General features: G+C 73.2%; 24 protein-coding genes. 12 read left to right on the top strand and 12 right to left on the bottom strand.

Features of this window, described 5'->3' with window-relative positions; all coding sequences use genetic code 11:
- Window positions 1-24: 24 nt before the first annotated feature.
- Entirely contained in the window at window positions 25-1,860 is a 1,836-nt protein-coding gene (locus OG776_RS20785) for an alkyl/aryl-sulfatase (RefSeq protein WP_329322123.1), read from the bottom strand.
- A gap of 250 nt (window positions 1,861-2,110) precedes the next feature.
- Window positions 2,111-2,332, bottom strand: coding sequence for a hypothetical protein (locus OG776_RS20780; RefSeq protein WP_101399314.1), 222 nt, complete (start codon window positions 2,330-2,332; stop codon window positions 2,111-2,113).
- A gap of 585 nt (window positions 2,333-2,917) precedes the next feature.
- On the opposite strand from OG776_RS20780, the gene OG776_RS20775 reads away from it, so the two are divergent.
- Complete coding sequence (locus tag OG776_RS20775; RefSeq protein WP_148014918.1) at window positions 2,918-3,196, top strand: ribosomal protein L7/L12; 279 nt, start codon at window positions 2,918-2,920, stop codon at window positions 3,194-3,196.
- A gap of 138 nt (window positions 3,197-3,334) precedes the next feature.
- Here the strand turns inward: OG776_RS20775 and OG776_RS20770 are convergent, their stop codons facing one another.
- On the bottom strand, window positions 3,335-4,171 hold the full coding sequence (locus OG776_RS20770; protein ID WP_329322120.1) for a hypothetical protein: 837 nt from the start codon (window positions 4,169-4,171) through the stop codon (window positions 3,335-3,337).
- Between the two features lie 107 nt (window positions 4,172-4,278).
- Entirely contained in the window at window positions 4,279-4,551 is a 273-nt protein-coding gene (locus tag OG776_RS20765) for a hypothetical protein (protein ID WP_261994954.1), read from the bottom strand.
- Between the two features lie 600 nt (window positions 4,552-5,151).
- Between OG776_RS20765 and OG776_RS20760 the strand changes: the two genes are divergently transcribed.
- Window positions 5,152-5,355 (top strand): cold-shock protein, encoded by a 204-nt coding sequence (locus OG776_RS20760; protein ID WP_010986199.1) that lies wholly within the window; start codon window positions 5,152-5,154, stop codon window positions 5,353-5,355.
- Window positions 5,356-5,591: 236 nt separating this feature from the next.
- On the top strand, window positions 5,592-5,867 hold the full coding sequence (locus tag OG776_RS20755) for an SCO5918 family protein (protein ID WP_329322117.1): 276 nt from the start codon (window positions 5,592-5,594) through the stop codon (window positions 5,865-5,867).
- A gap of 81 nt (window positions 5,868-5,948) precedes the next feature.
- Here OG776_RS20755 and OG776_RS20750 read toward each other — a convergent pair whose 3' ends face one another.
- Both OG776_RS20750 and OG776_RS20745 read right to left on the bottom strand, forming a co-directional pair.
- The gene (locus tag OG776_RS20750) at window positions 5,949-6,821 is read right to left on the bottom strand and encodes a hypothetical protein (protein WP_148007924.1); all 873 of its coding nucleotides are present in this window, start codon (window positions 6,819-6,821) and stop codon (window positions 5,949-5,951) included.
- 340 nt (window positions 6,822-7,161) lie between these two features.
- A complete protein-coding gene (locus tag OG776_RS20745) occupies window positions 7,162-7,584 on the bottom strand; it encodes an ATP-binding protein (protein ID WP_261994412.1) in 423 nt (140 codons plus the stop codon).
- Between the two features lie 334 nt (window positions 7,585-7,918).
- Between OG776_RS20745 and OG776_RS20740 the strand changes: the two genes are divergently transcribed.
- Window positions 7,919-8,914 (top strand): FkbM family methyltransferase, encoded by a 996-nt coding sequence (locus OG776_RS20740; RefSeq protein ID WP_329322113.1) that lies wholly within the window; start codon window positions 7,919-7,921, stop codon window positions 8,912-8,914.
- A 45-nt stretch (window positions 8,915-8,959) separates the two neighbouring features.
- Here the strand turns inward: OG776_RS20740 and OG776_RS20735 are convergent, their stop codons facing one another.
- The 3 genes from OG776_RS20735 to modA are packed head-to-tail and all read right to left on the bottom strand — an operon-like array spanning window position 8,960 to window position 11,912.
- Window positions 8,960-10,153, bottom strand: coding sequence for an ABC transporter ATP-binding protein (locus OG776_RS20735; protein WP_329322112.1), 1,194 nt, complete (start codon window positions 10,151-10,153; stop codon window positions 8,960-8,962).
- The gene (gene modB, locus OG776_RS20730; protein WP_443077277.1) at window positions 10,150-11,073 is read right to left on the bottom strand and encodes a molybdate ABC transporter permease subunit; all 924 of its coding nucleotides are present in this window, start codon (window positions 11,071-11,073) and stop codon (window positions 10,150-10,152) included. Before modB ends, OG776_RS20735 begins: the two co-directional genes overlap by 4 nt.
- Complete coding sequence (gene modA, locus OG776_RS20725; RefSeq protein ID WP_329322110.1) at window positions 11,070-11,912, bottom strand: molybdate ABC transporter substrate-binding protein; 843 nt, start codon at window positions 11,910-11,912, stop codon at window positions 11,070-11,072. The genes modB and modA overlap by 4 nt, the downstream gene beginning before the upstream one ends.
- A 171-nt stretch (window positions 11,913-12,083) precedes the next feature.
- Here modA and OG776_RS20720 point away from each other — a divergent pair, with 171 nt between their 5' ends.
- From OG776_RS20720 to OG776_RS20710, 3 genes are all read left to right on the top strand, one after another.
- The gene (locus OG776_RS20720; protein ID WP_329322108.1) at window positions 12,084-12,569 is read left to right on the top strand and encodes a molybdopterin-dependent oxidoreductase; all 486 of its coding nucleotides are present in this window, start codon (window positions 12,084-12,086) and stop codon (window positions 12,567-12,569) included.
- A 65-nt stretch (window positions 12,570-12,634) separates the two neighbouring features.
- Entirely contained in the window at window positions 12,635-13,570 is a 936-nt protein-coding gene (locus OG776_RS20715; RefSeq protein WP_329322106.1) for a LysR family transcriptional regulator, read from the top strand.
- Window positions 13,571-13,676: 106 nt separating this feature from the next.
- Window positions 13,677-14,867: an NAD-dependent formate dehydrogenase gene (locus OG776_RS20710; RefSeq protein WP_329322104.1), complete on the top strand. Its 1,191-nt coding sequence runs from the start codon at window positions 13,677-13,679 to the stop codon at window positions 14,865-14,867.
- 40 nt (window positions 14,868-14,907) lie between these two features.
- Here the strand turns inward: OG776_RS20710 and OG776_RS20705 are convergent, their stop codons facing one another.
- Complete coding sequence (locus OG776_RS20705) at window positions 14,908-15,300, bottom strand: TOBE domain-containing protein (RefSeq protein WP_329322102.1); 393 nt, start codon at window positions 15,298-15,300, stop codon at window positions 14,908-14,910.
- 100 nt (window positions 15,301-15,400) lie between these two features.
- Window positions 15,401-15,937, bottom strand: coding sequence for a universal stress protein (locus OG776_RS20700; protein ID WP_148007931.1), 537 nt, complete (start codon window positions 15,935-15,937; stop codon window positions 15,401-15,403).
- Between the two features lie 386 nt (window positions 15,938-16,323).
- Between OG776_RS20700 and OG776_RS20695 the strand changes: the two genes are divergently transcribed.
- A complete protein-coding gene (locus OG776_RS20695; protein WP_329322099.1) occupies window positions 16,324-17,979 on the top strand; it encodes a glycosyltransferase family 2 protein in 1,656 nt (551 codons plus the stop codon).
- A 56-nt stretch (window positions 17,980-18,035) separates the two neighbouring features.
- On the opposite strand, the gene OG776_RS20690 is transcribed toward OG776_RS20695, so the two are convergent.
- Complete coding sequence (locus tag OG776_RS20690) at window positions 18,036-18,839, bottom strand: L,D-transpeptidase family protein (RefSeq protein ID WP_329322097.1); 804 nt, start codon at window positions 18,837-18,839, stop codon at window positions 18,036-18,038.
- A gap of 382 nt (window positions 18,840-19,221) precedes the next feature.
- On the opposite strand from OG776_RS20690, the gene OG776_RS20685 reads away from it, so the two are divergent.
- From OG776_RS20685 to OG776_RS20670, 4 genes are all read left to right on the top strand, one after another.
- Window positions 19,222-20,838, top strand: coding sequence for a molybdopterin-dependent oxidoreductase (locus OG776_RS20685; RefSeq protein ID WP_148007935.1), 1,617 nt, complete (start codon window positions 19,222-19,224; stop codon window positions 20,836-20,838).
- Between the two features lie 284 nt (window positions 20,839-21,122).
- Window positions 21,123-21,785 carry a fasciclin domain-containing protein gene (locus OG776_RS20680; protein WP_148009379.1) on the top strand — a complete coding sequence of 221 codons (663 nt, stop codon included), beginning with the start codon at window positions 21,123-21,125 and terminating at the stop codon, window positions 21,783-21,785.
- A 148-nt stretch (window positions 21,786-21,933) separates the two neighbouring features.
- Window positions 21,934-22,518 carry a sigma-70 family RNA polymerase sigma factor gene (locus OG776_RS20675; RefSeq protein ID WP_148009380.1) on the top strand — a complete coding sequence of 195 codons (585 nt, stop codon included), beginning with the start codon at window positions 21,934-21,936 and terminating at the stop codon, window positions 22,516-22,518.
- Window positions 22,515-23,261 carry an anti-sigma factor gene (locus tag OG776_RS20670; RefSeq protein WP_329322094.1) on the top strand — a complete coding sequence of 249 codons (747 nt, stop codon included), beginning with the start codon at window positions 22,515-22,517 and terminating at the stop codon, window positions 23,259-23,261. The genes OG776_RS20675 and OG776_RS20670 overlap by 4 nt, the downstream gene beginning before the upstream one ends.
- The last annotated feature ends 248 nt before the right edge of the window (window positions 23,262-23,509 follow it).

The raw sequence follows: 23,509 nt of genomic DNA, 5'->3' as shown, positions 1-23,509 counted from the left end.
CCGCCACGGCGCCGCAGGGCGCCGTCAGGGCGTCACGACGGGGAACGCGCGGTCCGGCTCGGTGGCGTACGACAGGAGACGGTCCAGGAGGGCGGGGTCGCCGTCCGTCTCGACACCCGCGAGGCCCCGCCCCTCCAGCACCGCCCGCAGTTCCGGCCGGGTGAGGGTCAGGGTCAGTCCCGCGTGCGGCTTCGGGACGTGGTGCACCGGCATGCCGCGGTGCGTCAGCGCCCCGTGGTGGAGGTTGACGCGGTGACGGCGCTGCTCGTCCGTCACGACGAGGTCGAGGGTCAGGTGGTCGTGCCAGGCGCGCGGACCGTCGATGCGGACGGCGAGCGAGTCGAGGAGCATGCTCACGGTGAGCGCGGAGGTGAGTTCGGAGTCCGTGGTGTCGATGTCGGTGTCGGCGGTGACCCCGCGCAGCTCCAGGGCCGCGGTGAGGTAGTAGTTGCGCCAGGTGCCGTTCTCGGCGCCGTGCCCGAGCCGCTCGTAGACACCGCAGAGGGTCTCCTTGGCGGCACGGTCCGCCGGGTCGGCGAAGACCAGGTGGTTGAGGAGGGTCGCGGCGAAACGGAGGTCACCGTTGTCCGCGTACGCCCGCGCCTTCACCAGGGCCTCCGCCGGCCCGCCGGCCAGCTCCACGTACCGGGAGGCCAGTTCGGCGGGCGGATGCTCCCAGAGATGGGCGGGGTTCCCGTCGTACCAGCCCATGTACCGCTGGTAGACGGCCTTGACGTTGTGGCTGAGGGATCCGTAGTAGCCGCGCGCGTGCCAGGACCTCTCCAGGGCGGGCGGAAGCCGCAGCCGCTCGGCGATCTCCGCGCCGGTCAGGCCGTCGTTGAGCAGGCGCAGGGTCTGGTCGTGCAGGTACGCGTACAGGTCCCGCTGCTCGCCGAGGAACCGGACGATGTTCTCGCGCCCCCACGTCGGCCAGTTGTGGGAGGCGAACGCGACGTCGTAGGTGTCGGCGAACAGGTCGACGGTCTCGTCGAGGTAGCGGGCCCAGACGCGTGCGTCGCGGACCGGTGCGCCCCGAAGGGTGAGCACGTTGTGCAGGGTGTGACTGGCGTTCTCGGCCACGCACAGCGCGCGCTGGTCGCGCAGCAGGAAGTTCATCTCGGCGGGCGCCTCGGTCCCCGGCGTGAGCTGGAAGACGAACCGCACGCCGTCCACGGTCTCCTCCTGCCCGGTCCGGGTGACGTCCACGTTCGGGGCGACGAGCGTGACGGTGCCCGTGGAGGTGGTGGTGCCGAGCCCGGTGCCGATCTGGTCGCGCGGCCCCTTGGGCAGCGGGGCGCCGTACATGAAGGCGGCCCGGCGCAGCATCGCGTTGCCGGCGAAGACGTTCTCGCTGACCGCGTGCGCCAGGAAACCGCCGGGCGCGAGCACCGGCACCCCGCTCTCCGCGCCGTGCGGCAGCACACCGCGGGCGCCGCCGAAGTGGTCGACGTGCGAGTGGGTGTAGACGAGCCCGGTCACGCGGCGATGTCCGCGGTGCTCGCGGTAGAGGGCGAGCGCGGCGGCGGCGCACTCCGCCGAGATCAGCGGATCGATCACGACGACGCCCTCGCGGCCCTCGACGACGGTCATGTTCGACAGGTCGAGCCCGCGTACCTGGTAGACACCCTCGGTGACCTCGTACAGCCCCTGTCGCGCGCAGAGGCGTGCCTGCCGCCACAGACTGGGGTGCGCGGTCGGCGGGCAGTCGTCCGCGAGGAACCCGTAGGCGTCCGCGTCATGGACCACCCGCCCCGCGGCGTCCCGGACCACGCCGGGAACCAGGGCCGCGATGAACCCGCGATCCGCGTTCTCGAAGTCGGTCAGATCCTCGAACGGCAGCTCTTCGCCCGCGGCATCCATGTCCTCACCCTCGGCGGGACGGGGGCCTGGGGCGAGCGGGGTGGGCCGTTCGGGGGGCCGCGGGGGCCCGGCAAGGTGTCTCCGGACGGGGAGCCGGTGCGGCGCCCGGGCCGTCGCACACCGAAAACCCGGCAACCTGCGGATGGGGGAGCCGCGCGGTGAGGTGGCCGGGTCCGGTGGTGTCAGTCGGGTCGGGTGCCGCGAGCGACGCGGGTGGGGACGGCGGTGCGGGTACTGCGCAACGTGCAGGTCAGAGCCTGTCCATCCGGGTGTAGGGGCTGAGGATGCGGGCCTGGCGGGAGCCGAAGTCGACGAGCATGGCGATGCCCTCTTCGACGCCGATGATCGTGCCCAGGCCGAACTGGTCGTGGGAGACGCGGTCTCCGAGGCTGAATTCCTTGGCCACGGGGACGACCGGGGCAGCGAAGGGGCTGGTGGGCAGGTGGCGCCGGGGCGCGGAGGGTTTCGTCATCGTGTAGCCAGTATGGGCTTTGTTCGGCCGTTCGGAAGCCCCGGATTTCCTTCTTCGGCCGGAGAGCGGTTGCCCGAGGGGCCGCCGGCGGCCCCGGTGATCTTGGGCCGGGCACCCTCCCGGAGGCGGGGGCGGAGCCCGTCAGCAGCGCCGGGGAGGGGCGCCGGGAGGGTCGGCTTTCCGCCCTTGGCCGGGTGTTCCGCGGGGAGATCCGCGGTGAGGCCGGGCTGTGCGCCGCAGCCGCCCGCCGACGGGCGCGGGGGCCCGCGGCGCCCTTGAGGACGGCCGGGGAGCCGTCGGCCGGGCTCTGCATCAATTTGGTCAACACGCCCGCGCAGCCCTCGCCGAAGTCGTGCGGGTGTTCGAGTCGTGGGGGGCGGGTGCGCCGCGCGAGGCGTCCGGCGACGGACCGCGACGCCCCGGTCACCGCGACGCCCCGGTCGCCGGCGGCGGACCCGGTCGCTCGGCGGGTCCGGGTGGGTGGGGGAAGCCGGTCGCGCGGTTCCCCGTGCCCCCTGAGGGCGCTGCCGGTCCTCTTGCGTCGTCTCGGTGTGGACGCGCGGACGCTTCCCTAGGATCGGGCGCATGGGAATACTCGGGTTCTTCGTCCTCGCCATGATCGTCTTCGCGAGCTACGCGGGGCTGGAGAGCAGACTGGGCCGCACCGACCGCAGGATCGCCCGCGTCGAGCGCAAACTCGACCTGATCATCGGCCACTTGGACATCCAGCAGCGCGAACCGGAGCTGGAGCAGGTGGCCGCACTGGCGAGGGACGGCCGGAAGATCCAGGCGATCAAGGCCTACCGGGAGTTCACGGGCGTCGGCCTCAAGGAGGCGAAGGACGCCGTCGAGCGGATGGAATAACGCCCGCGGAGATCCGTACGCCCGGATCGGCGGATCGGCCCCGCCGACCGGTGCGTGCGCCCGGCCCGGCGGACCCGCGGGTCCGGCCCGGCCGGTCCCGCCCGCCCGCTCGGCCCGGGGCCGGGGAGCCGCGGTGCGTCAGTTCGTCGGGCTGGCGGCGGGTGTCTTCCCTTCGAGCACCTGCTGCAGCCGGGGGGTCCCCTGCTGGACGGCCTGTGCCGTGGAGTCCGACTCGGCGCCGTTCAGGCCGCCGTTGGTGAGGAAGAGGGCGCTGCCGCCGACCCGCACGGCGGCGACGTCCAGGGTCAGGGTCGAGGGCTCGCCGTCCAGCTGCCCGTTCATGGTCACCTGCAGGCCCTGCCGGGCGTCGCCCTCGTCGGGCAGCCGCGCCGAGACGACCTGTACGTTCTGCCGGCCGCCCTGCCCGTCGACGGCCGTGAACGCGGCGCACTTCTGGGGCAGCGTGGCCACCCACGCCAGCCGGGTGTGCAGCTCCGTCTCCCCGTACTCCGCGACCTGGTAGTGCATCTGGGCCTGGTTGTCGGTGTCGTCGAACCCGGTGACGGCCTTGGTCCCCTTCGCCGGGCCCAGCAGCTCCTCGGCGTAGAGACCGTCGAGCAGCTTCTGGCAGTCGGCGGCGGCGTTCTTGTCCGTACCGAAGCCCGACGCGTCGACCTTGCTCTTGAGCAGGCCGTCCCGCCAGGTCGCCGCTCCCGACGTCCCCGTCCACTGCGACGGCAGGTCCGCGTTGGTGATCAGCGCGGCCCTGGCCTGGTCCACGGTGAGCGTGCCGGCGGACGCGCCGGCCGACACCTCGGCCAGCGGGGAGCCGTGGACCGTGCCCCCGTCCGCGCCGCCGCTGTTCGAGCACGCGGCCGCCGACCACAGCACGCCCACCGTCAGGGCGCAGACCAGCAGCCGGGGGCCGGGGGACGGGGGGAGGACGGAGGCGGGACGGTACGGCGGACGGTTCACGGCGGGGGCCTCCTGACGGCGGGCACGATGTCTCCTCCCACGCCACCACCGGGCGCGGCGCGCCACCAGCGCACCGGGCCCGTCCGGGTGAGCGGCCGCGCCGGACCTCAGTCGGCCGGGTCGTGCGCCGGCCGCGGCCGGCGCACGGTGTCCGGCGACGCCACCCGCACCCTGCGGCTTCCGCACCGCGTGCACACCGCGTCGGCCAGCGGCGACCTGATCGCGACGCCGTCCTCGTCGACGTACTCCTGCGTGTGCAGGCCCGCGGCGTCGGTCGGATCGGTGAAGAACATGACCTGGAACGCCGCCTCCCAGGTGTGCCCGCAGTTCCGGCACGCGAACGCGAAGGTCTCGGACACCGAACCGGGCTCGCTCGTCATGCGCCCTCCTGCGTCGTACGGGTCGCACTCCCCGTCCCCCGCCCGTACGAGGTGCGCCCTGTCCCGTACGAGGTGCGTCCCGCGGGGGCCGCGGGACGGTCTCCAGCGCACACCGGTCCGCGCGGGGCGGCAACTCGAGGGGGGACCTGACGGGCGGGACGGCGGGTGGGAGGGCGCGCGACACGCCGGGCGGAAGCCGGCCGGCGCGTCCGCGCGGCCGCGGACCGGCGCGGTGACGCGTCGTACGGCGGGGTCCGGCCTGGGTGGCCCGTCCCTGAGGGGCCACCCAGCTCCGGGGCGGGAGATCCGGTGTGGGAGGTCACGGAATATCTGTCATGGCCGCGATAGAAAATGACTCGGCCATGGGGGTGGTTCCTTATTCCCCGGAGTGCGGTGAGATAGTGCGCCGACCTTCGGGAGCCCCGGCGTGCTAGTGTCGATATCAGTTGCAGTTGTGGTTCCCAAAGTCTTGGAGCGTACTTTCCGGTCCGTACCGGTCGGTCGCTTCTGAATTTCCGGTTTTATCCGGAGGGGGCAACATCGCGGCGACGCGGACCCGCACAGTGTGGGTCCTCGAGCTTTGCCCCGAAGGAGATTGACATGGCTACTGGCACCGTGAAGTGGTTCAACGCGGAAAAGGGCTTCGGCTTCATCGAGCAGGACGGCGGCGGCGCCGACGTCTTCGCCCACTACTCGAACATCGCCACCCAGGGCTTCCGTGAGCTCCAGGAAGGCCAGAAGGTGACCTTCGACGTCACGCAGGGCCAGAAGGGCCCCCAGGCGGAGAACATCGTCCCCGCCTAGTCCGGGACCCGCTGACGCCTGACTTCTGAGTCGGCCGACGCTTACAGGTGGCCGGGACCTGCACCCTGAGGTGCGGGCCCCGGCCACCTGCTTTTCTGTTTCATCCCCGGGTTTCGTCCCCGCGACTGGTTTCGTACCGGATTGAATTTCCGGCGAAATCTTCTGTCCGCCGTGCTCACTTTCCGGCCCGCCTCAACCGGTTTTCGGGCCACGGAACTTCATCCCGCGGAGGCACCATGCGTTGTGTGATCGCCCGTTTCCCCTTCGACCTCATCCCGAGCGAGGTCGAGCACTCGATGGCGGGCATCGAGCCCGAATCCGCCACCGGAGCCTCCGTGGTCGTCGGCCCGCACGCCTACCCCGTCAAGCAGGTCGGCGAGGTCATCACCCGGCAGGACCGCCGGGACTTCACCGAGGCCGAGGTGGCCCGCGCGCTCACCCGGCTCGGCTTCGAGTGCCGCCCCGCGGCCCCCGCCCCTACCGCCGTGCCCCACTGGGCCGAACCGGCCTGAGGCGTACCGCCGTACCTGACAGGGGCCGAACCGGCCTGAGGCCCGTCCCGCCGCACCCGGTTCCGCCGGGCCCGGCGGGTCTCACTTCTTCTCCCGCGGCGTCTTCCCCCAGGGTGTGCCCGGCACCCCCGTGGGCACCCTCGCCGCCACGAAGTCGACCGTCGCGTAGTGGCCGGGTGTGACGCGGGCGGTGACGCGGCGGAGGCCGCCCTCGACGTCGATCCAGTAGGTGAGGGGCGAGGTGTCGGCGGGCGAAGCCGTGGGGCGGGGGCCCGAGAACACGCCGTACCCGTGGCCGTCCAGCTTCTCCTCGCGCAGCCACAGCGGGCCCGACCGCGCGAGCCGCCGCGCGTCGCCGGGGCGGTCGGAGGCCACGGACAGCACCAGACGCAGGGCACGGTCCAGCGGGCTGGTGGAGTAGGGACGACGGGTCCACCGGCCGGGTTCCAGGACGCGTGCCCGGCGGACGGCCTGCGCGGCGGTCGTGACGACCTCCGGCGCGGGTGCCGGTGTCCGGTTTTCCTGTGCCCCCGTTCCCCGCCCTCCCGCGGTCGCCGGAGCCCGCGGCCGGACCTCGGCGACGCCGTCCGGGTCCCAGGAGAGCAGGACCCGTGACGTGTGGGCGCCGTCCTTCATCTCGCAGGCGCCCACCGCCCGGCGCGCACGGTGGTCGACCACGGCGCGCACGGTCACGGTCCCCGTCTCCTCCCCCGTCGGCGGCAGCCGCACCCGCACCTCGGCGGGGCTGGCCTCGTAGGCCCGGAACCGGGCCAGTGCCATGCGCCGGGCCTCGTCCGCCGACAGGGCGCGGGGCGTGGGGTCCTCGCCCCCGGGGAGCATGAGCAGCAGAACCGTCAGGGCGCCGGCCGCTGCCGCCGTCGCACCGGCGACGGCACGCAGGCCCGTCGGCGGCCTGTCGTGGCGGGAGCGCGGGGCGTCCGGGAAGAAGCGCATGGCACGTCTCTACATGCGGGTGGTCCGTCGGCGCCCGACTCCTGAGGGCGGCCCGCCCCGCGTCACCCACTCGGCGGACCGGCGGACCGGCTGAGTGGTGTGCTTCCGGAACCGGTGGGCGCGACACGCCACACGCGACGCGCGAATCCCCGGAGGGCGGAGGGCGGAGGGCGGAGGGCGGAGGGCGGACGGGGGACGGGGGCGGCGGACGGCGCGGCGGGCGCCGGAGAGTCGTACGCCCGGGTCCGGGAGACTCCGTTCGGTACCGGGACCGGGACGACCGGGCCGGAAGACCCCCTACCGGACGGGCGCCGGGCGGAGTCGTTCGGGCGGGGCCGGGCTACACGGCCAGGACCGCGCGGACCGTCTTGCCGCCGACGCCCGTGCTGACGACCTCCAGGCGATGGGCGAGGTGCTGGACCATCGCGAGACCGCGGCCGCTCTCCGCGTCACTGTCCACCAGGCCGACCCGGGGCCGGCCCGGACTGTCGTCGTGGACCTCGACGGTCACTTCGCCGCCGTGCCCCACCTGGAGACGCAACCGGCAGCCGGTACGCCCGTGCCGGACGGCGTTGGCGACGAGCTCGGACGCGATGAGCGTGGCGTCGTCGACCTGGTCGGCGGTCGGCGGCACCGTCCGCGGACGCGGCCGGGTGAGGAACGCCGATGTCAACCTACGGGCCCTGCCTGCCGAAACGGCCGTGCGTGGCAGGGTGTACTCCACGCGGGCGGTCTGCCGGACGGCGCGCTGCTGCGCACGCATGACAACCTCACTTCCCCTCCCAGGACACCAGGTACCCGGCGGCCGGACCCCCGCCGGCCGGGCCCCGCGCGATACGGCGCGCGGCGGTCCTGCCCCCGGGTGATGCCCGCCCCCGGCGATCGGCAACCGGCGATCGGGGTCACAAACGGGCCAACGGTGTACAGGAGACGGTCACCCGTGGTCTCTCCGTGCGCGGAGGTGCGGGTGGGGTGATCCGCCGGGCCGGCTGCCGGAGACCGTCATCCATTGTTCGTTCCGGCGAAAGTTGTTCGAGCAACTCCCCTGGCCCGCATGATTCTGCGAGGGTGTGGGGATGCCGACCCTTTACAGAAGAATGCTCGGTCTGCTCCCCCGGATAGGTGTGCAGGTCCTCGATCTCGGTTCGGGCGCGGCGGTGGTCTACCGACGCGGCAGCCGCTCCCGCGTGCCCGTGGGACGCACGGCCGATCTGGTCGCCCGTGGCGCCGGACGCTACGAGGTCACGCCCGTCGGCCCCGAGAAGAAGGCCGACATGTGGGTGGTCGCCCGGGAGTCCTCGGCGCGGGGCGACGCCTGGGGGAGCGTGCCCTTCGGCGAGTCCGGCGGTCGGCTGCTGGTCGACGAGACGGCGTCGGCGGCCGACGAGCGCCGCTTCCAGATCGCGGCCGCCGAGTACCTGTGCACCCAGCACGTGACCGCTCTGCTGGAGAAGTACCGGGTGAACTGCGTCTTCGACGTGGGCGCCAACGCGGGACAGTACGGCCGCCGGCTGCGCAGGCTCGGCTACACCGGCCGCCTCGTCTCCTTCGAACCCACCGCCGACGCCTTCCGGAAGCTGGAGCGCGCGGCGGAGAAGGACGACGACTGGCGGGTGTTCAACGTCGGACTGGGCCGCGAGGACTCCGCGCAGTCCATCCACGTGGGCTGGAACACCATGAACTCCCTTCTCCCGCCAAGCGACTACGGCAAGGACCGCTACCAGCGGTTCGCGAAGACCCGTACCGAGGACATCGAGATCCGCCGGCTGGACGGGATGCTGGAGAAGGCGCTGGACGGCATCGACGATCCCCGCCCCTACCTGAAGATGGACACCCAGGGCTACGACCTGGAGGTGTTCGCCGGGGCGGGCGAGCGGATCGCGGACTTCGTCGGCATGCAGTCGGAGGTCGCGGCGCTGCGGCTCTACGAGGGCAGCCCCCGCATGCGGGAGGCGATCGCCACGTACGAGGAGGCCGGGTTCGAGATCACGGGCATGTACCCGGTGACGCGTGAGGAGACGACCGCGCGGGTGGTCGAGTTCGACTGCGTGATGGTGCGCGCCGACGCGGTGCCGGGGGCCGCGCCCGCGTGACCGGCGCCCACGCCGATGCCGACGCGCGCACCGACGCCGTACGCCCTACGCCGGATACGCGTGTGTCTGGGCGGCTTTGACCGTCGCCCAGACCGGCGTGCCCGTCTGCAGGCCGAGTTCGGCCGCGGCGACGGTCGTCAGGTCGGCGGCCAGCGGGAGTTCACCCGTGAGGTCCACGCGGATCTGGTCGCCGTGCGTCTCCAGACCGGCGACCTCGCACCGCCACAGGTTGCGCGCGCTGGAGCCGGTCGGCCGGTCGCGGTACAGGGTGACGGCGCCGGGCGGGAAGGCCACGAAGACGGGGCCGGCCGGCTCCTCGGTGGTGGTGATCGCCGGGCCCGCGTCCAGTCGTACGGTGTGCCCTTCGGCCGTGCCCCGGTAGAGGTTGAGCCCGACCAGCTGGGCGATGTAGTCCGTGCGCGGGCGGCGGGCGATGTCCGAGGGCGTCCCCTCCTGGACCACGCGGCCGTGCTCGACGACGACCAGCCGGTCGGCCAGCACCATCGCGTCGAGCGGGTCGTGGGTGACGAGCACGGCGACGGCCTCGAACTCGGCGAGATGGCGCCGGAGTCCGGCGCGCACGTCGAGGCGGGTGCGGGCGTCGAGCGCCGCGAGCGGCTCGTCGAGAAGGAGCAGCCGGGGCCTGATGGCCAGCGCCCGGGCGAGGGCGACGCGCTGGGCCTGTCCGCCGGAGAGCCGGCGCGGTCTGACGCCGGCGTGGTCGGCCACCCCCATCCGGTCGAGCCAGTCGGCGGCCAGCGCCCGTGCCTCCGCTTTCGGCACGCCCTGACAGCGCGGCCCGAACGCGACGTTGTCCAGGGCCGTCAGGTGCGGGAAGAGCAGGTAGTCCTGGAAGACGACGCCGACCGGACGGGACTCCGGCGGCGTGCGGTCCAGCGGGACACCGTCCAGGCGGAGCCGGCCGCCGCGGGAGAGCGGGGTGAGTCCGGCCAGGGCCCGCAGCGCGGTGGTCTTCCCGGCGCCGTTCGGTCCGAGGAGCGCGACCACGTCACCGGGGGCGACGTTCAGTGCCACGTCCAGGTGGAAGGCGCCACGGTCGACGACGAGCCGGGCGTCGAGCCCATGGTCCCGCACCGGGTCCGGCCCCCGCTCCGGCGCGGCGTCCGGCTTCGCGAGCGGGTCCGGCCCCCCGGGCGGCCGCGCTTCCGTGACCGGTTCCGGCCTCGCCACCGGCTCCGGGGTTCCGCCCGTCGTGGGGTCGGGGTTCACTCCCGTCATGCCGCCCCCGTCATCCAGCGGTCCCGCAGTCCGGCGAGGACCGCGATCGACACGACGAGCAGCACCAGGCTGAGCGCGATCGCCGCGTCGGGGTCGCTCTGCAGGGCCAGGTAGACGGCGAGCGGCATGGTCTGGGTACGGCCGGGGAAGTTGCCGGCGAAGGTGATGGTCGCCCCGAACTCGCCGAGCGCGCGGGCCCAGGCGAGGACGGCGCCCGCCGCGATGCCCGGCGCGATCAGCGGCAGGGTGACCCGGCGGAACGCGGTGAACCGGGAGGCGCCGAGCGTCGCGGCGGCCTCCTCGTACCGCGGGTCGGCCGCCCGGAGCGTGCCCTCCACGCTGATGACCAGGAACGGCATCGCCACGAACGCCTCCGCGACCACCACCCCCGTCGTGGTGAACGGCAGCGTGATCCCGAACCAGGCGTCCAGCCACTGCCCGACCACACCGTTGCGCCCCAGCGCCAGGAGCAGTGCCACACCGCCGACCACGGGCGGCAGGACGAGGGGCAGGGTCACCAGCGCGCGGACGAACCCCCGTCCGGGGAAGTCGGTGCGGGCGAGGAGCCAGGCCAGGGGCACGCCCAGGACCAGGCTCACCCCGGTCGCCGCGGTCGCGCAGACCAGGGAGAGCTGCAGGGCCTGCCACACCGCGGTACTGGTCAGCAGGTCCGGCAGGCCGCGCCAGGGAGCCCGTACGAGCAGCGCGATCAGCGGCAGCAGCAGGAACGCCAGGCCGACGAGGGCCGGCAGGAGCAGCGGCAGCGGCACCCCGCCCCGGACACCCGGGCGGCCGGACGGCCGGATCCGGGGGAGGGCCACCGCCCGGACGCGTGGCCGGACGCGCGGACGCCGGGGTCCGTCGCCCGGGGTGTCGCCCCGCACGAGAACCTCGGCGTCCGCACGGTCCGGTTCGGTCACGGCTGCAGGAATCCGGCCGTGGTCAGTACCTTCTGGCCCTCGGGGGACTGCACGAGCGCGATGAACTCCTTGGCCGCGGCCGCGTTGGGCGCGTCCTTGAGCAGGGCGATCGGGTAGTCGTTGACGGCCTTGGCCGACTCGGGGAACTCCACGCCCTCCACCTTGTCACCCGCGGCGTTCACATCGGTCTTGTAGACGACCGCCGCGTCGGCCTCCTTCAGCTCCACCTTCGTCAGGGCGCTCTTGACGTCCTGCTCGTAGGAGACCGGCGTGAGCTTGAGACTGCTGGCGTCCAGCGCCTTCTGCGCGGCGGCGCCGCACGGCACCGTCTTGTCGCACAGCACCACCTTCAGACCGGACTTGGTGAGGTCCTTGAGGGAGGCGACCTTGTCGGGGTTGCCGGGCAGGGTCGCGATCTCCAGCTGGTTGCGCACGAAGGTGGCCGGAGTGCCGACCGCGTCGTTCTTGTCCGTCACGATCGCCATCGTCTTGGGGCTCGCGGCGGCGAACACGTCGGCCGGGGCACCTCCGGTGATGCTGGCCGCGAGCGTGTCGCTGCCGCCGAAGTTGAAGGTCACCTTCGTGCCCGGGTGGGCCGTCTCGAAGTCCCTGCCCAGGGTCGTGAAGCTCTCCTTGAGCGAGGCGGCGGCGAACACCGTCACCGTGCCCGACAGCTTGTCGGACTTCGGGGAGGAGCTGGACTTCGCGGAGCTGTCGGACTTCGTGGAGCCGTCCGAGTCGGAGGAGCAGGCGCTCAGGGCCAGCAGCGCGGCGGCGCCGACACCGGCCGCCTGCAGCATCCGGCCGGTGCGGCGGTTTCGGCGCGCGGATCGGGTCATCAGGTGTACTCCCTCGAAGGCCTCAGCATGCTGACGCCAATCATACTTTCGCAGATGCGAGCCATAAGTCTCCTGTCGCATCGCATGAGCCGTGTGATCGATGACCGGGTGTCCGCATGTGCGTTTGTACGGGACGGTGCTCTGGGTACGGTTTCCGGGAGGTGGTGCCCAGTGAGCCGGTCCCTGACACATCCGCCCGCGCACTCGCTCGCGACGGTCGCCCTGACCGGGGACCTCGCCCGCCCGGCCCGGCTGACCGTGCCCGATCTGCTGGGCTGGCCCCAGCACCGCGCCCGGGTCAGTTTCGAGTGCGCCACCAGCGGCGTGCAGCACCACCGCTTCGAGGGCCCGCTGCTGCACGACGTGCTGCGCGACGCAGGCCCCGGCTTCGATCCCGCCCGCCGCAAGGACCGCCTGCGCTTCCTCATCGCGGTGGGCGGCGCGGACGGCCATCACGCCCTGCTCACCTGGGCCGAGATCGACCCCGACTTCGCCCACGCCCCCGTGCTCCTCGCGGTCGGCGCCGACGGCACCCCGCTGGACCTGGCCGGCCCCCAGCTCGTGCTGCCCCAGGACCGCTGCGGCGCGCGGCACATCAGCCGCATCGACACCATCCACGTGGACGGCCGCTACGGTCCCGCACGCCCATGGACGTGACGCGAACCCGTCTGCGAGCCTGACCCGCCGGCGGTCGACGGCCGGCCGTCCGCGGGAGGTCGCGCATGCTGCTGCGTCAGCTGGAGTACCTGGTCGCGCTCGCCCGGGAGCGGCACTTCGCCCGCGCGGCGGCCGCCTGCTTCGTGTCGCAGCCCTCGCTGTCCGCCGCGATCCGCCGCCTCGAACACGAGCTGGGCGTGCCGATCGTGCGCCGGGGGCGGCGGTACGAGGGGCTGACCCCGGAGGGCGAGGTGGTGCTGGCCTGGGCGCATCGCATCCTCGCCGAGCGCGACGCGCTGCACCAGGAGCTGTCGGCGCTGCGCGGCGGCCTGACCGGCACCCTGCGTCTGGGCATCGTGCCCACCGCGCTGCCCGCGGCCTCCCTCCTGACCACCCCGTTCTGTGAGCGTCACCCGGGGGTCCGGGTCAGTCTGGAGTCCCTGTCGTCCGTGGACATCTCCCACGGGCTGGCCGAGTTCGAGCTCGACGCGGCGATGACGTACCTCGACGACGACGGGCTGCGGCACATGCGGCGCTTCCCGCTGTACGAGGAGCGGTACGTGCTGCTGACCCCGGTGGACGGCCCGCTGGCCACGGCGTCGACGGCCCGCTGGTCCCGTGCGGCCGGGCTGCCGCTGTGTCTGCTCAATCCCCGGATGCGCAACCGCCGCATCATCGACGAGTGCTTTGCCGCGGACGGCGCGACGGCGGCGCCCACGATCGAGTCCGACAGCGTGGCCGGACTGTACGCGCAGCTGCCGGGCGGCCGCTGGTCCAGCGTGATCTCACACGCGTGGCTGCACATGTTCGGCGTGCCGGACGGCATGCGGGTGGTGCCCCTCGAAGGGCCCGCGCACGGGCCGCGGGTGGGGCTCGTGGTGGCGCGGGACGACCCCCCGTCCGTCCTGGCGGAGGCGCTGGTGAAGGTGGCGCGCGAGGCGGGTGCACGGGACGCGCTGGACGCCCTGCTGACCAGCTACCTGGGTACCGCGCGGAGTTGATAGCCGTCGGCTATCTCCGTATAGCGACATTCGCTTTGACCTGCGGAATCGACTCCGAGCATGGTGAAAGGGACCTTCCGTAGACGGAGTTGAGGAGAGCCGCGACATGGCCAAGGTGCTCTGTGTGCTGTACGACGACCCGACCGACGGATATCCGACGACGTACGCCCGCGACGACCTGCCCGCCATCGACCACTATCCCGGCGGGCAGACCACGCCGACTCCCAAGGCCACCGACTTCACGCCGGGCCGGCTGCTCGGCAGTGTGACGGGTGAACTCGGCCTGCGGCGCTTCCTGGAGGAACGCGGACACACCCTGGTCGTCACCTCCGACAAGGACGGCGACGGCTCGGTCTTCGACCGCGAACTGCCCGACACCGACGTGGTGATCTCCCAGCCGTTCTGGCCGGCGTACCTGACCCCCGAGCGGATCGCCGCCGCGAAGAACCTGAAGCTCGCGATCACGGCCGGCATCGGCTCCGACCACGTCGACCTCGACGCCGCCATCGAGCACGGTGTCACGGTGGCCGAGGTGACGTACTGCAACAGCATCAGCGTCGCCGAGCACGTCGTCATGATGACGCTCTCCCTGGTCCGCAACTACCTTCCCTCGCACCGAGTGGTCCTGGACGGCGGCTGGAACATCGCGGACTGCGTGGCCCGTTCGTACGACCTGGAGGGCATGCACGTCGGCACGGTCGCCGCCGGACGCATCGGGCTCGCGGTGCTGCGCCGTCTCGCGCCCTTCGACGTGAAGCTGCACTACACCGACCGGCACCGGCTGCCGGAGGCGGTCGAGCGGCAACTCGGCCTGACCTTCCACCCGACCACGGCCGACATGGTGCCGCACTGCGACGTGGTCACCGTCAACGCGCCCCTGCACCCGGAGACGGAAGGGCTGTTCGGGGACGAGCTGCTCGCGACGATGAAGCGCGGCGCGTATCTGATCAACACGGCGCGGGCCCTGATCGTGGACCGGGACGCGGTGGGACGCGCGCTGCGCAGCGGGCAGTTGGCGGGGTACGCGGGTGACGTCTGGTACCCGCAGCCCGCGCCGGCCGACCATCCCTGGCGCACCATGCCGCACCACGGCATGACCCCGCACATCTCGGGCTCCTCGCTCTCCGCCCAGGCCCGCTACGCGGCGGGCACCCGGGAGATCCTGGAGTCGTGGCTCGACGGCACCCCGATCCGGGACGAGTACCTGATCGTCGACGGCGCCGGCCTCGCGGGCACGGGGGCGCACTCCTACTCGACGGCCACGGCGCCGACGGCACCTCCGGCGACCACGGCCTGAGCACGCGGGGCCACCGCCCGCCGAGGTTCCCGGACGGCCCTCAGGTCCGGTCGATGTGCACGTTGGTGGACTTCACACGGGCGGTGGCCTCCACGCCGACCTCCAGGCCGAGTTCCTCGACGGCCTCCCGGGTCAGCAGGGAGACCAGCCGGTGCGGTCCGGCCTGGATCTCCACCTGGGCCGCCACGTCGCCGAGTTTGACGGCGGTGACGATGCCCGGGAAGGCGTTGCGCACCGAGGTGTAGGACGTCTCGTCCTCCTCGCCGGTCTTCGCCAGATCGACGGAGAAGGCCGCGAGGTCGCGTCCGTCGATGACACGCCGGCCGCCCTCGTCGCGACGCGTGGTGATGCGCCCGGCGTCCGCCCACCGCCGCGCGGTGTCCGGGCTCACGCCGAGCAGCCGGGCGGCCTGACCGATGGTGTAGGACTGCATGCGCGCCAACATAGGCGCGAGATGCTTGCATCTGCAAGCAAGGGCGGCCGTACGGGGGTGGAGGGGACGCGCCCCGGGCTCCCGGGGAGCGGGCCGGGTCTCAGGAGCGGCCGTCCGTCAGCTCTCCCGCGTTCAGCGGCAGGCGTAGGCTGACCCGGCGCCGCACCGCGGCGAGTTCGCGGTGCAGCGGGGAGCGGGGCACGGCCAGCACCGGACAGGAGGCGTGCGCGAGGCAGTAGCGCGCCACCGAGGGAAGCAGCGCGCGGTGCACCCTGCCACGGCGCCCGGCGCCGATCACCAGGAGGTCACCGGCACGGTCGGCGACCCGCACCAGGGCGCGCCCCGGCCGGTCCCACACGGCCACCACCCGCAGCGGCACTCCGGGCCCGGCGCCGCCGAAGGCTGTGTCCAGGGCGGCACGCAGCCGTTCGGCCGCCAGCTCCCGGAACTCGGCCACGGGCGGCGCGAGCATCGAACTCGGATGCGTGAGCGCTCCTCGTGGCGGCTCCCACGCGCCCACGGCCACCAGCCCGGCACCCCTGCGGTGCGCCTCGGCCGCGCCCCGGTGCAGGGCCGCGAGGCTGCCCAGCGAACCGCTGACCCCCACCACGACACGTCGCCGCTCCGCCTCGCTCATCGCTGGCCCACCCCTCGGCGTACGTCCATACGGGCATCCGGGTCCCATGGAACGCGCCGGCGGTACGGCGCGGCCACGGTGTTGGCCGTCATCTGACGCGGAGACGACAGTTCCTGACACTCGCGACACGGTTCTGAAGCGCGTGGCGTCGATGTGCGGGGTGTGCGGGGTGCGCCGGACGCGCGGCGTGTGCGGCGTGCGCGAGGGGCGCGCATTTATCCGTGCAACCACCCGTATGTCGCGAAACGGCAACAGGCCCTTGCGCGGCCTCGCCCTTGTTGAAGCCTGGGGAGGGTAACGAGGGGGAAGTGTGAATATCTTGTTCGCTGTCCTGCTGATCATCGCGGGCGGGTCGGGCCACCGCCGCGTCGCGGGGAAGAAGCGGCATGCCGACTGAGTCGTGGCCCGTTCTGCTGGCGGTGGCCGTTCTGGTGTGCACGGCTCTCGCCGCCCTTCCGGTCGGCAGCAGACACAAACGCGCGGCACCGGGACGCGTGCTGGCGATCGTCTCCGTACGGGTCGACGAGGGTCCCGGCGAAGGCGAAGGCGACGGCGACGGCGGGCGCGGAGGGGCCGGTGGGGGCGAGGGCGACGGTGGAGGCGAAGGTGCCACCGCGCGGCTGTACGCGACCGTCCGCTCGCTGACCGGGCAGTCCAGGCCGGTCGACGCCGTCCATGTCGTCGACGACGGATCCGCGGCGCCCGTCGTCCCGTTCGAGCATCCCTCGGTCACCTGGCACCGGCTGCCCGGCGTCGGCAGACGCGCGGCCCGCGCCACGGTGGTGCGCCGACTGCGGGGCAACGGGCGGCCGTTCGACTACGTCCTCACCGTGGACGCGGGCTCCGAGGTGCACAAGGACGCGGTCTGGCAGATGCTGCGCGTCCTGAACGACCGCCGTGTCCAGGCCTGCACCGGAACCGTGCTCACCCGGGACCGGCACGCCGGCCTCACCGCCCGGCTGACGGACCTCAGGCTGTTCGTCCTGTGCGTGCTCGGGCGTGGACTGCGCTCCGCCGTGGGGGCCGCGCGCCCGGCCCCGGGGGGCGTCTCGCTCTACCGGATGCCCGTCCTGTCGGACCATCTGGAGCACTACGTGTCCTCGGGCGGCACCGCTGGCGACGACGACCGTCAACTCTGCGGCTACGCCCGCTCGCGCGGCCGGGTGGTCTCCGTGCCGCGCGCCTACGTCACCGCCGACGCGCCCGGCACCCTCGGCGAGACCTACAGGCAGCAGCTGCGCCGCGCGGGGGCGGTCCGGCGTCTGGTCCCCTGGGAGCTCCTCGCCCTGCCGGCGTCCGCCCGGACGGCCCGGCTGGTGGAGCTGGGCGCCGGGGCCCTGCTGCCGCTCCTGTCCCTCGGCCTCGTGGCGGAGGTCCGGCGCACCGGTTCCGCCGCCCCGCTGCTCCACGCCCTGGCGGGCGTCGGGGTGTTCACGCTGGCCGAAGCGCTGCTGTACGCGGTCCTGCGGCCCGGCCTGAGCCGTACGGAACGGCTGACGGCTCCCCTGCTGGCCCCGCTGCACGCGGCGATGATGTTCTTCGTGGTCCACCCGGCCACGTACCGGTCCCTCGTCGGGACCCGGCACGCGGACGCAGGCGTCCGCGAGGTCCGCGCCACCGCCCGGGGGGACTCCACCGAGTCCATGGCCGAGGACCGTGCGGACATTCGAGACACGCGGGACACGCGGGGTGCGTCGGATGCGTCGGGTCCGCGGGGACGGTCGTGCCCGGAGGGACCGTCCGGTCCGGCGGGGCCGGTGGGGTCGGTGGGGTCGGTGGGGTCGTCGGGTCGGACAGGTCCGGTGGGGTCGTCGGGTCCGGAGGGTCCGTCGGGCGGCCCGGGCACCCCGGAAGGGCCGAGGGACACGCGGTCCCCGGGCGCTCCGCGGAGCCCCGAAGGTCCACGCGGCCCCGAAGGTCCCCGGACACCGCGGAGCCCCGGTGTCGCGCGGCCCGCGCCGGGGCCGGCCAAACTCCTCGATCCCCTCACCGAACAGACCCTCGAAACGCCCTTGAGGATCCGTACCGCACACCCCGACTGACCTGTCCGGACCCGACACCCCTCCCGCGCACGGGGCATGGGGCGCGGTCCCGGACGTCAGCGGGCGAGGGACGCGGCGTCACCCATGACGACGACGGGGTGCTGGGCGGGGTCGAGCGTGAGCAGGAGTTCCCTCATGTGCCGCTGGGCGAGGCTGACGCAGCCGTGCGTCGGGCCGCCGTGGTCCACGTGCAGCCAGATCCCGCCGCCGCGGCCCGCGCCGAGCGGGCGGGTCCAGTCGAGCGGTGACGTGCCGGGCTCGCGGTTGTAGTTGATCGCGACGACGTAGTCGAAGGAGCCCGCGAGCGGTTCGCCCTCGAAACCGGTGCCGCCGACGGTGAAGCCACCCGAGCGGTCGTACGGCAGTCTGCTGCCGGGGTCGGACAGCCGTCCCCCGGCGTCGGTGAGGGCGAACACGCCTATGGGGGACCGGAGATCACCGGAATGGTGGTCGTCCGTCCAGCCCCGGAGCGCGTTGTGGGCGGGCCACTGGGCCCCGGCTTCCCAGCCCGTGTCCGTACGCCGGTACAACGTCGCCTCCGACACCGGGGAGTTCCTGCCCCGGCCGGTGACCAGGACGACCTGCCGCGCCGTGCGGGGGACGGCGGCGAGCGTGCGGGCGCCCAGGCCGGGCAGCCGCGCGGCGGTGGCGCTGCCGGGCGCCCCGCTGCCCGCGGAGGGCCGGGAGGGCCGGGCCTGCGTCGTGCCGGACGCGGCGGCGGGCGCGTCGGCGGCCGCTGTCCGCGCGCCGCCGGCGGATCCGGTGCCGCTCCCGCATCCGGTGAGGGCGACGGACAGGATCAGGACCACCGCGGCCGTCCCCGGGCGGACACCGCCCGTGCGGTTGATGGAGAAAGACATGATCATCATCCTGGACGGGACATGTGAGGAAGTGGTCAGCAGGCCTGAGAAGCCGAAGCAGGCGGAGAACCGGGGAGCACGTCCCGTGCCCGTACGCCGTCGCGAGGGCCCCCGGCCGCCGCGGTCGGTGTCCGGACCGTAGGCGAGCCGCCACGCGAATCCACCGGGCGTCCGGCGATTTCCGATGAATCCCCGGACTTTTCCCGCGGCCCGGCCCCGCTCCCGTCCTTTCGTGCCCTCTTGTTCGAAGCGGAACGCGGCGCGGATTGGTCGGGAACGAAAATTCCTCCGATGTGATGAGCGACCAATCCGCGGCACTGTTCTGCTTCGGATTCCGGCCGTGAGACAAGAACCGAGTACGTCGAGGAACGGCATCCGGTGGATGCGGCGGGCGCGTGCCGCGCTGAGCGGACTGCTCGCCGGCTACGCGGCCCTGGCCTTCGCCGAGTTGGTGTCCGCGTTCGTACGTCCGGAGGCCGGACCGGTCGTGGCCGTCGGGTCGGCGGCGATCGACCGGACACCGACGCCCGTGAAGGACTGGGCGATCCGCCACTTCGGCACGGACGACAAACTCGTTCTGCAACTCGGAATTCTCGCCGCGCTCGCCGCCCTGGCGATCCTGCTCGGTCTCCTCGCGAAGGCCCACCGCCGGACCGGCGCGGCCGGAGTGCTCGTGTTCGGCGTCGTCGGCGCGGCGGCCGCGCTCAGCCGTCCGGACTCCACGGGCGCGACCGACGCGCTGCCGTCCGTGGCGGGCGCGTTGACGGGCGGTCTGCTGCTGTACTGGCTCGCCGGCCGTCCGTCCGTGACCGGGCATCTCGACGCCGCGCCGGCCGACCGGCCCGGCGGGGACCGTCCCGTGGCGGCCGACGACACCGTCGGCGGGCCCGCCACGCCGAGGGAACCCGGCTGGGACCGGCGCGGCTTCCTGCTGTCCGCCACAGCGGCCGCCGCGGCCTCCACCGGCGCCGGAGCGCTGGGACGGTCGCTGAACGGCAGCCGCGGCCGTGACGCGGTGGCCGCCCGCGACAAGGTGATCCTGCCCGCACCCGGCTCTCCGGCGACCCCCGTTCCCCGCCGCGCGGGGCTGCGGATTCCCGGCGTCGGTCCGTTCCTGACGCCGACCGAGGACTTCTACCGGGTCGACACGGCCCTGGTCGTGCCCAGGATCGACGCCACCACCTGGCGGCTGCGCGTCCACGGCAAGGGGGTGACCCGGCCGGTGTCACTCTCCTTCGACGACCTGCTGCGCCGTGAACTGATCGAGCGCGACATCACGTTGACCTGCGTGTCCAACGAGGTCGGCGGCCCCTACGTGGGCAACGCGCGCTGGATCGGGGTACGGCTGGCGGATCTGCTGGCCGAGTGCGGGGTGACACCCCCCTCGAAGGGCGGTCCGGCCGATCAGCTGGTCGCCCGCTCGGTCGACGGCATGACCATCGGAAGCCCGGTCGACGACGTGATGGACGGCCGGGACGCGCTGCTCGCCGTCGGCATGAACGGCCGGCCGCTCCCCTTCGAGCACGGTTTCCCGGTCCGCATGGTGGTGCCCGGCCTCTACGGCTACGTGTCCGCGTGCAAGTGGATCCAGGACATCGAGCTCACCACCTTCGACGCCTACGACCCGTACTGGGTGAAACGGGACTGGGCGCGCAGGGCACCGATCAAGACCCAGTCCCGGATCGACACGCCCAAGCCGTTCGCCCGTCCGCGGGCGGGCACGGTGATGGTCGCCGGGGTCGCCTGGGCCCAGCACCGCGGTGTCCGCGAGGTGGAGGTGCGGGTCGACGACGGCCCCTGGCAGCGGGCCCGTCTCGCCGCCGAGGACACCGTCGACACCTGGCGGCAGTGGTCCTTCCCGTGGGAGGCGACCAAGGGCGGTCACACGCTGACCGTCCGGGCCACCGACGGCACCGGCCGGGTACAGACCGCGCTGCGGACCCGGACCGTCCCGGACGGCGCCGGCGGCCGGCACTCGGTGGTGGTGACCGTGGACTGAGCGGCCCCACCGGATGCGGTCCAGCGCGCCCGTACGGAAACCCGGCGCACGCGTCGTCCATTCATCCGAACGCCCTTGCCCCCCACCCCGTTTCCGCTCCCTTCCCGCCTTCCCGCCTTTCCGCCCTCTCCGTTCCTTCCATTCTTCCTCCGTCCTTCCCCCCCCACCAGGCTCCCCCTCCTTTCCCTCTCCCTCCGATTCCCCATTCCTCTCCGATCCTCATTCCCATCCGAAATTCCCCCCTCGAACGCGGCTTCCCTGCCGCGTCGTCCTAGGAGAACTCCATGAACACCCGTTTCCGCCGTACCGCCCTCACCGTCGCCGCGGCCGCCGTTCTGCCCCTCGCTCTGAGCGCCTGCTCGGACAACGGCAAGGACAGCGCCTCCTCCGACAACGCGAAGTCCTCGTCCACCGCGAGCGACACCGCGACCGACAGCGCCACCACCGGCTCCGGCGACATGACCGGCGGCGACCAGCCCTTCGGGCCGGGCTGTGCCACGGTGCCGAAGAACGGCGCGGGCTCCTTCGACGGCATGGCCAAGGACCCGGTGGCGACCGCCGCGTCCAACAACCCGGCCCTGTCCACGCTGGTCACCGCGGTGAAGAAGGCCGGTCTGGTCGACACGCTCAACACCGCCCAGAACATCACGGTGTTCGCGCCGACCAACGACGCCTTCGCGAAGATCCCGAAGGCCACGCTGGACAAGGTCCTGGCCGACAAGGCGCAGCTGACGAAGATCCTCACGTACCACGTCGTGGGCCAGAAGCTCGCTCCCAAGGACCTGGAGAGCGGCTCCTACCCCACGCTGGAGAAGTCAGAGCTGAAGACCGCGGGCTCCGGCGAGTCGTACAAGGTCAACGACGCCTCCAAGGTCGTCTGCGGCAACGTCAAGACCGCCAACGCCAACGTGTACATCGTCGACACCGTGCTGATGCCGAAGAGCTGACGCCGGAGTGCCGGCGCCGAGGAGCTGACGTCAGCACCCGGCGCCGCACCACGACTCCCGTGACGGGGAGGAGCGGGGAGGGTGGCCGGACCCCGGTCCGGCCACCCGCCCGCCACCCGCGTTCCCGCGCGTTCCGAAGGATGGCCAAGTGAAAGAAGCCGTGTACATCGGGAGCGACCCGGCCCGGCGTCCCGACCTCGAAGCGCTGATGCGGTCCGTGGCCTGTGGCGACGAGCAGGCCTTCACCGGACTCTACGACGCCGTCGCCGGCCCGGTGCTCGGCGTGGTGCGCGCGGTGCTGCGGGACCCGGCCCAGTCCGAGGAGGTCACCCAGGACGTGCTGGTCGAGGTGTGGCGCACCGCGCCCCGTTTCGAGGCCGCGCGCGGCTCGGCCATCAACTGGGTGCTCACGCTGGCCCATCGGCGCGCGGTGGACCGGGTCCGCTTCGCCGAGGCCACGGCCGCCCGGGATCACCGGGCGGCGCTGCTCGACCGGCTGCCCGAGTACGACGAGGTGACCGAGCAGGTCGAGATCCGGCTCGAACGCGAGCAGGTACGCCGCTGTCTGCGCACGCTCACGGAGCTGCAGCGCCAGTCCGTGACGCTGGCCTACTACCAGGGACTGACCTACCGCGAGGTGGCCGCCCGACTGTCCGTGCCGCTGGGGACGGTCAAGACCCGTCTGCGTGACGGTCTCATCCGACTGCGTGACTGCCTGGGAGTGAGCGCGTGACGACCACCGCCGACCTGCACACCCTGACCGGTGCGTACGCCCTGCACGCACTCCCGGACCAGGAGCGCGCCGAGTTCGAGGAGCACCTCGCCGCGTGCGCGGCCTGCGCCGAGGAGGTGGCCGAACTGGCCGCCGCCGCGGTCAGGATGGGGCTGGCGGTCTCGGCCCCGCCGCACCCCGCGATGAAGGCGCGGGTCCTGGACCGTGTCTCCGCCGTCCGGCAGGACGTCCCGCGGGTCCGTCCGCCCGCTCCGTCCCGTGCGCTCACCCGGCGGCTCGGACGCCTGGCGCTGGCGGCGTGCGTCGCGGTGGCCGCCGGACTCGCCGGCACCACGGTCTGGCAGCACACCAGGGCCGACGACGCGGGCCGGCGGGCGAGCGCGTCCCGGCAGCGGGCGGACGACCTCGCGGCGGTCCTCTCGGCCCCCGACGCGGCATCCCGCCACGTACGCCTCGCGGGCGGGGCGACCGGCACGCTTCTCGTCTCCAGGAGCCGCGGCCAGGTGGCCTTCGTGGCCTCCGGGATGGCGGTGCCCCCCCGCGGCAAGGTCTACCAGCTGTGGTTCGACGACTCCGGGGCCATGCGGCCGGCGGGGCTGATGGACGCCGGCCGGGTCACTCAGGCCGTACTGCTGGACGGTTCACCCCGGGGGGCCTCCGCGGTGGGCATCACGGTGGAACCGGCCGGCGGCTCGCCCCGCCCGACCTCGGTACCGGTCGCCCTCATGGAGCTGCCCGCCTGAGCGGACCACTGTGGTGGAGCCGCCCACCCCTGCGGGAGGGGCGTTCTCGTGGAGGCGTGTCCGTACCCGGCGGCCCCCCGGCGGTTGTCCGTCCGAGGGGGGCCGGGGAAACCGCCGCGGGACCGGCGATTCGTGGCAACGCCGGTGTTGTTCGGGTCAGTTCACCGTAAAGAACCTTGACAGTCGATTGGTCTAGTCCAACGATGGTCGCTGTTCGCCCCTGGTCCAGCGGAAGCCCTCCGGTGCGC

Origin of the sequence: Streptomyces sp. NBC_01689 (assembly GCF_036250675.1) — a bacterium.
In the GTDB taxonomy this organism is placed as follows: domain Bacteria; phylum Actinomycetota; class Actinomycetes; order Streptomycetales; family Streptomycetaceae; genus Streptomyces.
This window is presented reverse-complemented; position numbering and strand designations above follow the sequence as displayed.

Excerpts from the sequence above, each read along its gene's own strand:
- OG776_RS20735 (WP_329322112.1), bottom strand. The coding sequence starts at position 10,153 with ATGACGGGAGTGAACCCCGACCCCACGACGGGCGGAACCCCGGAGCCG.
- OG776_RS20680 (WP_148009379.1), top strand. The coding sequence starts at position 21,123 with ATGAACACCCGTTTCCGCCGTACCGCCCTCACCGTCGCCGCGGCCGCC.
- OG776_RS20745 (WP_261994412.1), bottom strand. The coding sequence starts at position 7,584 with ATGCGTGCGCAGCAGCGCGCCGTCCGGCAGACCGCCCGCGTGGAGTAC.
- OG776_RS20705 (WP_329322102.1), bottom strand. The coding sequence starts at position 15,300 with ATGCAGTCCTACACCATCGGTCAGGCCGCCCGGCTGCTCGGCGTGAGC.
- OG776_RS20765 (WP_261994954.1), bottom strand. The coding sequence starts at position 4,551 with ATGACGAGCGAGCCCGGTTCGGTGTCCGAGACCTTCGCGTTCGCGTGC.
- OG776_RS20760 (WP_010986199.1), top strand. The coding sequence starts at position 5,152 with ATGGCTACTGGCACCGTGAAGTGGTTCAACGCGGAAAAGGGCTTCGGC.
- OG776_RS20715 (WP_329322106.1), top strand. The coding sequence starts at position 12,635 with ATGCTGCTGCGTCAGCTGGAGTACCTGGTCGCGCTCGCCCGGGAGCGG.
- OG776_RS20695 (WP_329322099.1), top strand. The coding sequence starts at position 16,324 with ATGCCGACTGAGTCGTGGCCCGTTCTGCTGGCGGTGGCCGTTCTGGTG.
- OG776_RS20755 (WP_329322117.1), top strand. The coding sequence starts at position 5,592 with ATGCGTTGTGTGATCGCCCGTTTCCCCTTCGACCTCATCCCGAGCGAG.
- OG776_RS20775 (WP_148014918.1), top strand. The coding sequence starts at position 2,918 with ATGGGAATACTCGGGTTCTTCGTCCTCGCCATGATCGTCTTCGCGAGC.
- OG776_RS20740 (WP_329322113.1), top strand. The coding sequence starts at position 7,919 with ATGCTCGGTCTGCTCCCCCGGATAGGTGTGCAGGTCCTCGATCTCGGT.
- OG776_RS20690 (WP_329322097.1), bottom strand. The coding sequence starts at position 18,839 with ATGTCTTTCTCCATCAACCGCACGGGCGGTGTCCGCCCGGGGACGGCC.
- modA (WP_329322110.1), bottom strand. The coding sequence starts at position 11,912 with ATGACCCGATCCGCGCGCCGAAACCGCCGCACCGGCCGGATGCTGCAG.
- OG776_RS20750 (WP_148007924.1), bottom strand. The coding sequence starts at position 6,821 with ATGCGCTTCTTCCCGGACGCCCCGCGCTCCCGCCACGACAGGCCGCCG.
- OG776_RS20785 (WP_329322123.1), bottom strand. The coding sequence starts at position 1,860 with ATGGATGCCGCGGGCGAAGAGCTGCCGTTCGAGGATCTGACCGACTTC.
- OG776_RS20780 (WP_101399314.1), bottom strand. The coding sequence starts at position 2,332 with ATGACGAAACCCTCCGCGCCCCGGCGCCACCTGCCCACCAGCCCCTTC.
- OG776_RS20710 (WP_329322104.1), top strand. The coding sequence starts at position 13,677 with ATGGCCAAGGTGCTCTGTGTGCTGTACGACGACCCGACCGACGGATAT.
- OG776_RS20685 (WP_148007935.1), top strand. The coding sequence starts at position 19,222 with ATGCGGCGGGCGCGTGCCGCGCTGAGCGGACTGCTCGCCGGCTACGCG.
- OG776_RS20700 (WP_148007931.1), bottom strand. The coding sequence starts at position 15,937 with ATGAGCGAGGCGGAGCGGCGACGTGTCGTGGTGGGGGTCAGCGGTTCG.